Annotated in this window: 10 protein-coding genes; 3 read left to right on the top strand and 7 right to left on the bottom strand. The window is 64.1% G+C overall.

What is annotated here, in order from left to right:
- Positions 1-61: 61 nt before the first annotated feature.
- Positions 62-1582, bottom strand: coding sequence for a trimethylamine methyltransferase family protein (locus OKQ63_RS02570; RefSeq protein WP_264212410.1), 1521 nt, complete (start codon positions 1580-1582; stop codon positions 62-64).
- Between the two features lie 85 nt (positions 1583-1667).
- Here OKQ63_RS02570 and OKQ63_RS02565 point away from each other — a divergent pair, with 85 nt between their 5' ends.
- Positions 1668-2591 carry a LysR substrate-binding domain-containing protein gene (locus tag OKQ63_RS02565; protein WP_350356292.1) on the top strand — a complete coding sequence of 308 codons (924 nt, stop codon included), beginning with the start codon at positions 1668-1670 and terminating at the stop codon, positions 2589-2591.
- Between the two features lies 1 nt (position 2592).
- Here OKQ63_RS02565 and OKQ63_RS02560 read toward each other — a convergent pair whose 3' ends face one another.
- The 4 genes from OKQ63_RS02560 to OKQ63_RS02545 form a co-directional block, all read right to left on the bottom strand.
- Positions 2593-3453 (bottom strand): metal ABC transporter permease, encoded by an 861-nt coding sequence (locus OKQ63_RS02560; protein ID WP_264213865.1) that lies wholly within the window; start codon positions 3451-3453, stop codon positions 2593-2595.
- Positions 3453-4331, bottom strand: a complete 879-nt coding sequence (locus OKQ63_RS02555; protein WP_264213864.1) for a metal ABC transporter permease — start codon at positions 4329-4331, stop codon at positions 3453-3455. Before OKQ63_RS02555 ends, OKQ63_RS02560 begins: the two co-directional genes overlap by 1 nt.
- Positions 4331-5248 (bottom strand): manganese/iron ABC transporter ATP-binding protein, encoded by a 918-nt coding sequence (locus tag OKQ63_RS02550; RefSeq protein ID WP_286672688.1) that lies wholly within the window; start codon positions 5246-5248, stop codon positions 4331-4333. The genes OKQ63_RS02555 and OKQ63_RS02550 overlap by 1 nt, the downstream gene beginning before the upstream one ends.
- Positions 5249-5347: 99 nt before the next feature.
- Positions 5348-6250, bottom strand: a complete 903-nt coding sequence (locus OKQ63_RS02545; RefSeq protein WP_264212409.1) for a metal ABC transporter substrate-binding protein — start codon at positions 6248-6250, stop codon at positions 5348-5350.
- A 285-nt stretch (positions 6251-6535) separates the two neighbouring features.
- Here OKQ63_RS02545 and OKQ63_RS02540 point away from each other — a divergent pair, with 285 nt between their 5' ends.
- Positions 6536-6940: a hypothetical protein gene (locus OKQ63_RS02540; protein ID WP_264212408.1), complete on the top strand. Its 405-nt coding sequence runs from the start codon at positions 6536-6538 to the stop codon at positions 6938-6940.
- Positions 6941-6967: 27 nt separating this feature from the next.
- Positions 6968-9880, top strand: coding sequence for a M57 family metalloprotease (locus OKQ63_RS02535; RefSeq protein WP_264212407.1), 2913 nt, complete (start codon positions 6968-6970; stop codon positions 9878-9880).
- Between the two features lie 90 nt (positions 9881-9970).
- Here OKQ63_RS02535 and OKQ63_RS02530 read toward each other — a convergent pair whose 3' ends face one another.
- Positions 9971-11542 carry an alkaline phosphatase family protein gene (locus OKQ63_RS02530; RefSeq protein WP_264212406.1) on the bottom strand — a complete coding sequence of 524 codons (1572 nt, stop codon included), beginning with the start codon at positions 11540-11542 and terminating at the stop codon, positions 9971-9973.
- A 140-nt stretch (positions 11543-11682) separates the two neighbouring features.
- A complete protein-coding gene (locus OKQ63_RS02525; protein WP_264212405.1) occupies positions 11683-12441 on the bottom strand; it encodes a maleate cis-trans isomerase family protein in 759 nt (252 codons plus the stop codon).
- Positions 12442-12451: the final 10 nt, after the last annotated feature.

Genomic DNA, 12451 nt, shown 5'->3' with positions numbered 1-12451 from the left:
GGTCTGGGGCAAGCGGCAGCCGGGCCGCGAGGTGTATTGCGTTTCGGGCCTGGACGGCCAATCAGTACCAGGCATCGGGGATTTCTTCCTTGCGGCGGGCAACATAGGCCGCGAGCTCGTCCTTCACCGCGTCATCCATCGGCGGCGCCTGATACTCGTTCAGCATCTGGTTCCAGCGCTCATAGGCGCGCTGCCGCATGTCCTTGGAGCCGCCCTCCTCCCAGCTTTCAACATTCTCGCTGTCGCTCAGCTTGGGCTCGTAGAACGCGGTCTGGTAGTTGCGCATGGTGTGGGCCGAGCCGAGGAAATGCCCGCCCGGCTCCACCTCGCCATAGGCATCGCGGGCAAAGGCCTCGTCGCTGGTATCCAGCCCCTGGCTCAGCACCTTCTGGTACGAGCCCAGCCGGTCGGCATCCATCACCAGCTTCTCAAACCCGGTGCACAGCCCGCCTTCCAGCCAGCCCGCCGCATGCAGCACATAGTTGGCGCCCGCCAGCATGGTGGAGTGCATCGAATCCGCGCTCTCATAAGCCGCCTGCGCATCCTCGATCTTGGACGCGGTCAGCGAGCCGCCGCAGCGCAGCGGCAGACCTGCACGGCGCGCCAGCTGCCCGATCGCATAGTTCGAGACCACCGGCTCCGGCATGCCAAAGGTCGGCGCCCCGGACTTCAGCGACATCGAGCTGAGGAAGTTGCCCAGCACAAACGGCGCGCCGGGGCGGATGATCTGGGTGAATGCACAGACCATCATCGCCTCGGCCATTGCCTGTGCAACAGATGCGGCGGTCGACACCGGCCCCATCGCCCCGGTCAGGATAAAGGGCACCACGATGATCCCCTGCCCGCGCGCCGAATAGACCCGGATCGCTTCGGTCACCACCTTGTCGACCAGCAAGGGCGAGTTGGTGTTCACATTGCCCATGATCACGCAGTTATCGTCCATGACATCCTTGCCGAAAACGATCTCGGCCATGTCGACGCTGTCCTGCGCCCGGGACATTTCGGTGATCGCCCCCAGATGCGGCTTGTCGCTCAGCGTCATATGAGCATAGAGCATGTCGAAATGGCGCTTGCTCACCGGCACGTCGCAGGGCTCGCAAATGACAAAGCCGCCGTGATGCAGGTTCGGATGCATATAGGTGAGCTTCACCAGCTTCTCGAAGCTCGCCATATCGCCATAACGCCGCCCGCCTTCCAGGTCGCGCACAAACGGCGCGCCGTAGATCGGGGCAAACACCTGGTTGCTGCCGCCGATGGTGACCGACCGCGCCCGGTTGCGGGCCAGCTGGGTGAATTCCCGCGGCGCCTTGGCACACAGGGCGCGGATCCATTGCGCATCGGCGCGCACGGTGTCGCCATCAATCCGTGCACCGGCTTCTTTCCAGATCCTGAGCGCCTCCGGGTCATCGCGGAAAGCAATGCCGACCTCCTCGAAGATCCAGTCGACCTGGGCTTCCAGCCGGGCCAGTTTTTCCTCGTCCAGCACGTCGAAGAACGGCAGGCTGCGCTGGATGAACGGCGATGCAGGCGCGCCCGCGGGGGTGGTGTTTCTGTCGCGGGATGCGCGGGCGCGTCGGGCCATGGGGCTCTCCAATTCTCGAATAATGACTGAACCTATCTCCGTCCCCGAGGTTTGTGACGCTTGAAAAATCTGATCGTTTGGATAAATGAGAGTTATGCAAGAACTGTGGAAACTCCTCACCAGCCCGCGCCACCTGATCGTTTTTGAGGCCGCCGCACGGCACGGCTCCTTCACCCGGGCGTCGGAAGAATTGAACGTGCAGCAGCCCGCCGTCAGCGCGGCGATCAAGCAGATGGAAGCGTCTCTGGGTGTGGTTCTGTTCCGCCGCAGCCACCGCAAGGTGGAATTGACCGGGGCCGGCATGCGGCTTTACACCGATGTGTCCAAGGCGCTGGCGGACATTCTGTCCTCGGCCAAGGCGGTGCGGCAGTTCGGGCGCAACGACCATGTCACGCTCAATTGCTCCTCTGCCTTTGCATACTACTGGGTGATGCCAAAACTGACCCGGCTGCATGTCGCGCACCCCGATATCGACCTGCGCCTGCAAAGCTCCGACCGGGAGCCGGACATCAATACCGAAGGCATCTCGCTGGCGGTGCGCCGCGGCGACGGCAACTGGCCGGACTGCCACTCGGCCCTGATCGCACCGGAGGTGATCTATCCGGTGGCAAGCCCGCGGGTGATGGCCTCGGCGGTCAACCTGGCGACGGTGCCGAACCTGCTGCACGAGCGGCTGATCCATCTGGAGGAACCGATCCGCGAACGCCCCAGCTGGCAGCAATGGTTTGCCCATTTCGGCGTCACCGGCCGGCTGCCGGCCGCGGGGCTGCGGCTCAACGACTATGCGCTGGTGCTGCAGGCGGCGATTGCCGGAGAGGGTTTTGCATTCGGCTGGCAGCATGTGACCGAGCCGCTGATCCGGCAGGGGCTGCTGGCCGCGCGCAAGGATTGGTCCTGGACCACCGGCGCCGGTTTCTATCTGGTGTGGTCCAAGAGCCAGGATCTGATCGACAACGCCAAGCTGGTGCGCCAGTGGCTGCTGGAGATGGCCCGGCCCGGAACCGCGTGACTCACGCGATCCCGGAGGTGTCCCTGGCCCGCTGCATCGAGGTCTTGCGGGTCAGGTACAGCCGCCGCAAAAAGGCCAGGATAAACAGCGCGGTCAGGATCAGCACAATGGTCGGCGCCGGCGCGCTGTCGAGGAAGAAGCTGGCATAGGTGCCCGCCAGCATCGAAAACATGCAGATCAGAACGGAAACCCACAGCATGGTGCTGAACTTGCGCACCACCAGAAAGGCGATGGCGCCCGGCGCAATCAGCAGCCCGATGGCCAGGATCAGCCCCGCCGCCGACAGGGTCGCCACAATGGTCAGCGACAGCGCCGCCAGCAGCCCGTAGTGCAGCACTCTGACCGGCAGGCCGGAGGCCTGCGCCTGCGCCGGATCGAAGCTGTGCAGCAGCAGGTCCTTCCACTTCAGCACCAGTGCTGCGCCGACCGCCAAAGAGATGATCCCGGCTGTCCACAGCTCGTCCGGCTCCACCCCCAGCATGTTGCCGAACAGGATATGGTCCAGATGCGCGTTGGTCTCGACCGAGACATAAAGCACGATGCCGGCACCGAACATGCCGGAGAAGACCACGCCCATCACCGTGTCCTGCTTGACCCGGCTGTTGCCGGACAGATAGCCGGTCGCCACAGCGCAGAGCATCCCGGCAGCAAAGGCGCCAAGGATCAGCGGCAGCCCGACGATATAGGCCAGCACGATCCCCGGCAGCACCGCATGGCTGACCGCATCGCCCATCAGCGCCCAGCCCTTCATCACCAGAAAGCAGGACAGCAGCGCGGTGGGGATGGAGACAATGAGAGAAATCCAAAAGGCGTTCTGCATGAACGCAAACTGGAACGGCATCAGCAGCGTATCGAGCTCCATCACGCAGCCCCTTCTTGTGCAATGGGGCCGCGCTTCAGCGCTTCACGCGCCTTGCGTTTGGCCGCCAGCAGCCCGTGTTTCGGGGCAAAGATGAACACCATCAGAAAGATCAGCGTCTGCAGTGTCACAATGATGCCGCCGGTGGCGCCGTCGAGGAAATAGCTGGCATAGGCGCCGAAGAAACTGGTCAACGCACCGATCAGCACCGACACCATGATCAGCCGCGGAAACCGGTCGCACAGCAGATAGGCCGTGGCACCCGGCGTCACCACCATGGCGATCACCAGAAACGCGCCGACGGTCTGCATCGCCGCCACCACCGAGGCCGACAGCAGCACAAAGAACACCGCCTTCAGCAGCCCGGGCCGGAGGCCGATGGTGCGGGCGTGGTTTTCGTCAAAGAAGGTGACCATCAGGTCCTTCCACTTGGCCAGCAGCACCGCCAGCGAGACAAAGCCGATGATTGCCAGCTGCAATGTGTCTTCCGGCGTGATTGCCAGGATATTGCCCATGGTGATGGTCTGCACCGAGACCGACATCGGACTGACCGAGACGATGAACAGGCCCAGCCCGAAGAAGGAGGTGAAGATCAGCCCAATGATCACATCCACCTTGAGACCGGAGCGTTCCGACAGAAACAGCATCGCCCCCGCCGCAAGCCCGCCGGCAATGAAAGCGCCCAGCGCAAACGGCAGCCCCAGGATGTAAGCTCCGGCAACGCCCGGCACCACCGAGTGGGACAGCGCATCGCCGATCAGCGACCAGCCCTTGAGCATCAGATAGGCCGACAGGAAGGCACAGACCCCGCCAACCAGCGCCGAGACCCACATCGCATTGGTCATGTAGCCATAGGTGAACGGCTCCAGCAGGTATTCCATCATTGCTGGCTCCCGCCCTCGCCGCCGCCTTCGCTGGTCTGGGTCTTTTCGCCGTATTGCACAAACGGGCGCTCGTCGTCGGTCAGGATGGTGACCTCGCGGGTGTCGCCATCGTCATGCAGCGCCTGGCCGCCCAGGGTGAAGTGGCGCAGCACCCCGCCAAAGGCGTGTTCAAGGTTTTCGCGGGTAAAGGTGGTCTCGGTCGGGCCAAAACCCAGCACGGTGCCCTTGACCAGCACCGTGCGGTCGCAGAATTCCGGCACGCTGCCCAGGTTGTGGGTAGAGACCAGCATCACCCTTCCTTCCGCGCGCAGTTCGCGCAGCAGCGAGATGATCTGTTCCTCGGTCTTCACATCGACGCCGGTGAACGGCTCGTCCAGCAGGATCACCTGCCCGTCCTGCGCCAGCGCGCGGGCCAGGAACACCCGCTTGCGCTGGCCGCCGGACAGCTCGCCGATCTGGCGGTGACGGAAGTCCTGCATGTTGACCCGGCGCAGCGCCTGATCGACGGCCTCGTGATCCACAGCCTTGGGGCGGCGCAGGAAGCCCATGTGGCCGTAGCGGCCCATCATCACCACATCCTCGACCAGCACCGGGAAGGCCCAATCGACCTCCTCGGACTGCGGCACATAGGCGACCAGATTCTTGCGCAAAGCCTCCTTGACCGTCATGCCAAGGATGCGGATTTCGCCCTGCGCGGCCGGGACAAACCCCATGATTGCCTTGAACAGGGTCGATTTGCCGGCGCCATTCACCCCAACCAGCGCCGTAACGGTGCCGCGGGGAATGCCAAAGCTGGCGTTCCACAGCGCGGTATGGCCGTTGCGGTAGGTGACCGTGACATTTGTTGCGGCAATCCCGCCGTCCGCGGGCGCAGCGCTGGTGTTCAACATGTGGGTCTCGCTGGCATCAAGCATTGGGCTTCCCGCAGAGTTACACACAGAAATTGTGCTTTGTGAAATGAAACGCCCCGCAACTTCCGTTGCGGGGCAATTTGATATGAAACCCGGGGCGCCTTAATTGGTCACTTCGGTCAGACCGCGGGCCACGGTCTGGGAGGTGACCTTGAGCAGATCCAGGTAGGTGGGCACCGGGCCGTCCGCCTCGCTGAGCGAGTCGACATAGAGCTCGCCGCCATAGGCCACGCCGGTTTCGCGGGCCACCTGCTCAGCCGGGGCGGTGTTCACGGTGCTTTCGCAGAACACCACCGGGATGTCATTGGCGCGCACCCCGTCGATCACCGCGCGCACCTGCTGCGGCGTGCCGACCTGATCGGCGTTCATCGGCCACAGGTACAGCTCCTTCATGCCGAAATCGCGGGCCAGGTAGCTGAAGGCGCCCTCGCAGGTCACCAGCCAGCGCTTGTCCTCGGGGATTTCTGCAATCGCACGGCGCAGCGGCTCGATGGTGGCGCGCAGCCTGTCCTTGTATTCGCCCGCGTTCTTGACATAGACGGCGGCGTTTTCCGGATCGTGCTCGGCAAAGGCCTCGACGATGTTGTCGATATAGATCAGCGCGTTGTCCAGTCCCATCCAGGCATGCGGGTTGGGCTTGCCCTCGTAAGATCCGGCAGCGATCGGGATCGGGTCGATGCCGTCGGTCAGGGTCACCGAGGGCACGTCCTTCATGTTGGACAGGAATTGTTCGAACCACAGCTCCAGGTTCATGCCGTTCCACAGGATCAGATCGGCATCAGACGCCCGCACGATGTCGCGCGGCGTCGGCTCATAGCCGTGGATCTCCGCCCCCGGCTTGGTGACCGAGACGACCTCGGCGGCATCGCCCGCCACGTTTGCCGCCATGTCGGCCAGCACGGTGAAGGTGGTGACGACCTTCATCTTGTCTTCGGCCATGGCAGCACTGGCAGCAACGGCCGCGATGGCAGCGGCGGAAACTGTCTTGAGCAGGTTCGAAATCATCCGATTCTCCGTTTTGAAGATGTCTTTGACGCATCGTTATTGCAAGTCATTCTCAACTGTCAATGAAATTGAGAATGATTTGCAAAAACACAGCTCCGGGCCGGAGCAAGGGCGCGCTTTCGCACAGGCCGGGCCGGCAAAGGGTTAACACCGGTTAACGCCGTCTAAATGTTGCCCGGATCGCAACCGCCATTTCGCCCAAATCGGCACCTAAACCTGTGTCTGCAGCCAGAACGGCGCGGGACTGAACCTGATCCTTCAATCGTCTGAGCGAGCACATTCCCCATGACTACATCTGGAAGACTTTCCAGCTGCTCTGCCGCAATCTGGCTGCTTGTCACCGGCTCCGCAGCACTTGGCAGCCCGGTGCAGACCATTCAGCTGCAGTGCGGCGACGCCCTGCGGCAGCCCCTTTGCGATGCGCTGGCTGGCGATCTGCGCATGAGATTTCCCGGTGCTGCGGTTACCGCTGCAGGCGGGCAGGACAGCGAAGCCGTCCTGATCCTGCGCTACGTCGGGCAGACCTGGGCCGCAGACTGGATTTCCGGCCACCTGGCCTGGCAGCACAGCGACGGCCGGACCGGCCAGGGCCCGGTGATCGAGCAGTCGGTCATGGACGGGCAGCTCACTCCGGACATCCTTGCGGACTTCGCCGGCCAGCTGGTCAGGCACACAGAATTTCCCTTGTAATTCAGCGATCTAGGATGGAACACAATTATGTGTGAATATTGCGGTCAAGCCAATCACAGAATTCCCGAAAGCACCGACGGCAGCGGCTCCGGCTCCGGCGGCGGCGATGCTGCCGGCAAGCCGACCTATACGGTCGACCAGATTGCCCAGTATCTGTACCAGGGCTACTGGGAGGATACCGGCCGGACCCAGCGCTCCTTTGACGTTGAAACCGGCGGTCAGCTGACGGTCAACCTCAGCGGGCTGAATACAGCCGGCAAGAACGCGGCCCGCAAGGCACTGGAAAGCTGGACCGCCCTCAGCGGGATCGAATTTGTCGAAACCACCGGCAGCGCCAAGATCACTTTCGACGACAACAACTCCGGCGCCTATGCCAGCTCCACGGTCAGCAACGGCACCATTCTGAGCTCCAGCATCAACGTGGCCACCAATTGGGCATCCGGCAACAGCGACTACTACTACCAGACCTACATCCACGAGATCGGCCATGCCCTGGGCCTGGGCCACACCGGCAACTACAACGGCAGTGCCAGCTATGGCGCGGATGCCGGCTTTGCCAACGACAGCTGGCAGATGTCCGTGATGTCCTATTTCCACCAGCAGCAGAACACGAGCATCGATGCGTCCTTCGCCTATCTGGCGACCGCGCAGATAGGCGATATTGCGGCCATCCACCACCTCTACGGCGCTCCGGTGAACGTGGAAACCGGCAACACCACCTATGGCGACGGCGAGACCACCGGCCGCTTCGGCATGGATCTGAACGGCGGCTATGCCGTTGCGATTGTCGACAGCGGCGGCATCGACACGATCGACCTGAACAGCCGCAGTTCGGCGCAGATGCTGAACCTGAACGAGGGGACCCACTCCAACCTCAACGGCAAGATCGGCAACTTCTCCATCGCCAGCGGCACCGTGATCGAAAACGCCGCCACCGGCTCCGGCAACGACACCATCACCGGCAACAGCGCGAACAACCGGCTGGAAAGCGGTGGCGGCAACGATCAGATCAACGCCGCGGAAGGCAACGACATCCTGATCGGCGGCACCGGCGCGGATACCCTGACCGGCGGCACCGGCGCAGACCGTTTTGTCTTTGCCACGCTGGGCGAAGCCGGCGACACGATCACCGACTTCGATCTTGCGGCGGGCGACCGGATCGACATCACCGCCCTGCTCCAGGACATCGGCTATGGCGGCGAGGATGCCGCAGGCGACGGACTCGTGTCGCTGCAGGCAGGCAGCGGCGGCTCCTGGCTGAAAGTGGCCTATAACGGCACCAGCACTTTGCTGGTCTTCCTGGCTGGCGTATCGGACAGCGCCGATGCGGCGGAGATCATTGACAGCGGCGACACCCCGCCGCCGCCGCCGCCGCCATCGCCGGACAACACCTACACTTTCACCGACAGCTTCGTGCCGAACTGGACCACTTTGCTTGGCACGGTCACCGACACCAATGGCGGCACCGACACGCTCGACCTCAGCGCGGTGACCCTGAAATCGACGATCACGCTGGAAAGCGGGGCCTCCGGCAAGATCGGTTCCAAAAAGCTGACCGTCAGCAATGGCACGATGATCGAAAATGTCATCCTGGGCGGGTCTTCGGACAAGGGGTATGGCAACAGCGCCGGCAATGTGATCGACGGCGGCGCCGGCAGTGACCAGCTCTACGGCAAGGACGGCAACGACACCCTTGCCGGCGGCACCGGCAAGGACAAGCTGTATGGCGGCCTGGGCAATGACAGCCTGGAGGGCGGCGGCGGAAACGACTATGCCGACGGCGGCGAAGGAGATGATTTCATTGATGGCGGCGACGGCAAGAACCAGCTGAAAGGCGGCAATGGCAACGATACCCTGCTGGCCGGCGCAGGAAACGACAAGATCACCGGCGGCGATGGCAATGACAGCCTGAACGGCGGCGATGGCAGCAACAGGCTGGACGGCGGCGCGGGCGATGACGTGATCATCAGCGGCAGCGGCAAGGACCAGATCAAGGCGGGCGTCGGCAACGACACGCTGCATGCCGGGGACGGCGACAACAAGCTGGACGGCGGCGACGGGAATGACTCGATCACCAGCGGCAGCGGCAAGGACCAGATCAAGGCCGGCGACGGCGACGATACGCTGCACGCCGGGGACGGCGACAACAAGCTGGACGGCGGCGACGGGAATGACTCGATCACCAGCGGCAGCGGCAAGGACCAGATCAAGGCCGGCGACGGCGACGACACGCTGCACGCCGGCGATGGCGACAACAATCTGGACGGCGGCGACGGGAATGACTCGATCACCGGCGGCAGCGGCAAGGACCAGATCAAGGCCGGCGATGGCGACGACACGCTGCACGCCGGCGATGGCGACAACAAGCTGGACGGCGGCGACGGAAATGACTCGATCACCAGCGGCAGCGGCAAGGACCAGATCAAGGCCGGCGATGGCGATGACACGCTGTCGGCCGGGGATGGCAACGACAAGCTGGACGGCGGCAACGACCATGACTCCCTGAGCGGCGGCAACGGCGACGACCAGTTGAAAGGCGGCAATGGCGACGACACGCTCGACGGCGGCGGCGGCATTGACAAGCTGGACGGCGGCAACGGCAGCGATTGGATAGCGGGCGGGGAAGGCGCCGATATCCTCAAGGGCGGCAAATCCGCAGATGTCTTTGTCTTCAACTCAGCCGCGGATGCCGGCGATACCATCCTCGACTTCAAGGCGGCTGACGGCGACTTGCTGGATATCGACGGGCTGCTCCTGGACCTGGGCACCGATCTTGACGCCGCATTGGCCGGCGGCCACCTCAGCCTCAGCCTCGGCGACAACCGGGCGGTCTGGCTGGAATATGACGCCGACGGCAACGGCGGTGAAGATCCGCTGCAGATCGCCTGGCTGAAGGGGGCCAAATCAAGCGACCAGCTATCCGACGACTGGTTCGTGTAGCCACCGGCACACCCTGCATGGCCCGGTTTTCGGACAGGAAACCGGGCCGTTCCGTCCGCGGCAGCAGCTCCGGTTCCCGCCAGCCGGCGGTCAGGAACTCCGGGCCGTGAAACGGGGCCGGCCGCGCGCCCCGTCCGGCGTGATCGACACCAGCGACAGCGTGTGGTCCATGTTCTTCATCCGGTGCCGCAGCATCAGCCGCGTCAGCCGGTTGAGATCGGCGGCATACTCCGGCTGCCCGGCGACGTTCTCCAGCTCGCCCCGCGCCTGGCCGTCAAACAGCATCGGCGGCAGATCAGCGGCAAATTCCACCAAAGTGAAGCGCTCCTCGCGCAGAATGCCCAGGCAGCTGTCGCTCGGCGAGGTGCCCAGCGCCTGCTGCCACAGCGTCGGCGTCAAGGGTTCCGAGAAATCCAGTTCCGAAAAGGAATACTGCCGCCAGTCCTGCGGCACCTCCCCGCGCAGCAGCGGCAGCAGCGACCGCCCGTCCATCGAATTCGGGATCTCCTGCCCGATCCAGTCCAGAATGGTCGGGGTCACATCGATCGACTCGGTGATCTGGCCGAGGCAGGCCCCGGCATTGTCCTCGTTGCCGGGCATCCGGATGATCAGCGGCGTGTGATAGGCGGCGTCATAGACCGTCATCTTGCCCCAGGAATGCCTATCGCCCAGCATCTCGCCGTGGTCGGCGGTGATCACCACCATGGTGTTGTCATATTGCCCTGTTTCCTTGAGGAACCGGATCACCCGCCCGACGTGATGGTCCACCTCGCTCGCCAGGCCGAGGTAGACCGAACGCAGGGTGCGGATGTTCTCATCCGTCGGCTCCAGATCCGGGAAGCCCTCGGCCATCCCTGCAATGGTTCTCTTGCGCAGCAGCGGATCAAAGAACGGATGCTGGCTGCCCTCCGCCTCCTCCGTGTCCAGCCGCTCCGGCAGCGGCAGGCCGGCCGGGTCGTACATGCTGTTATAGGGGGCCGGCGCCACCAGCGGCGGATGCGGGCGGATATAGGTCAGATGCGCAAACCAGCTTTCCTTGCGGTAGGCGGTCATCGTGCCCAGGAAAGAGTCGGTGAGGAACGCGGTATCGCTGTCCTCCGCCGCATAAAGCGCCGGATCGTTCAGCCGGGGCGCGCCGCCATCGGGCGACACCGGCCTGTACACATCCCAGTAGTTTTCGAATTCATAGCCCCGGTTCATCAGATGCGACTGCCACGGATAAGACATCTCCATCCGCATCTCGGTCATCTCATGGAAGCCGTTCATTGGGTATTCATAGGTCCGCAGCGCCGGATCGTTGGCGTCAAAGGCACGCGGGTCCTGCGAGGTGTCGGTATAGCCGAACAGCATCGGCAGATATCCCGCCTTGCGCATCTCGGTGGCGATATTGGGCGTGTCATGGCGCAGGGGCGTGCCGTTGCGGACAGAGCGGTGGTTCATCGCATACTGCCCGGTCAGGATCGAGGCCCGCGACGGCCCGCAGGGGTTGGTCACCGAGAAATGCCGCTGGAAGGACACCGCCTCCTGCATGAAGGCGCGGATATTGGGCAGCTCCACATGCTCTGCCATGGCCCCGGACACGCAATCCGCGCGCAGCTGGTCGATGATGATGAACAGGACGTTGCGGGGTGTGGGGCGGTTCTCGGGGCGGGTGGCAGGCATCCGGGGGTCCTCGCGCGGCGCAGATCAGGTTTCGGCTGCCAAACTGTGATGATCCGCGCGCGGATTACAAGCGCAGACTGCGCCGCCCGGCGGCGCAGCCTGGCGCAAATTGTCAGATGGCAATTCCCGTAAACTTTTACCTATCCGGCCGCCAAGCCCCGGGCGAACAGCCGGCCGAACTGCGGCTGCGGATCGTCTATTCCGGCCAGCCGCAGCATATGCCAGGCCAGCGCCTGGTTGCTGGAGACCACCGGCACCCCGGTCGCGTCCTCGATCTCCGGGATCACCCGCAGGCAGCGCAGGTTGGTGCAGGAGATCACGATTGCGTCGCAGTCCCCGGCCTTGGCCACCTGCTTGGCCGCCGCCGCAATTGCCGCTTCGGTGATCCGTGCCACCACCCGGTCGTCCATTTCCTCAAACGAGCCGAAACCGGCGATTTCAAACCCCGCCTCCTCCAGCTTCTGCCGCATCTGCGCCGAGACCTCCGGCAGGTAAGGCGTGACAAACCCCAGCCGCGCGGTGCCCAGCGCCCTGCCCGCGGCGATGATCGCCGCCAGCGGATCGCTCACCTTGGCCCCGGGCAGCACGGTCCGCACCGCCTCCGCCACCTGGGCCGAGCCGATCACCGTCGACGCCGAAGTGCAGCCATAGCCGATCACGTCGAAATCCAGCGACGACGGCAGCAGCCGGGCCGAGGCCGGCAGGTCCGCCAGCATCCGCGCCAGCGTTTCCGGGCGGATCTCCGGCACCATCGGGATGCGGCTATGGTACAGCGCCACGCCGTCGCGGGCCATCATCCGGGAGAATTCCGGCTCCAGCGTCTCGTCGGTTTCCAGCACGATCACGCCCAGCGTGGCGCGGGTGCCGATGCCTGCATCCGTCTCAAAGCAGAGCTTCATGCCAAGGCCT

The sequence above is a fragment of the Leisingera thetidis genome (assembly GCF_025857195.1).
In the GTDB taxonomy this organism is placed as follows: domain Bacteria; phylum Pseudomonadota; class Alphaproteobacteria; order Rhodobacterales; family Rhodobacteraceae; genus Leisingera; species Leisingera thetidis.
The sequence above is the reverse complement of the archived record's forward strand: the minus strand, read 5'-3'. Positions and strand labels throughout refer to the sequence as shown.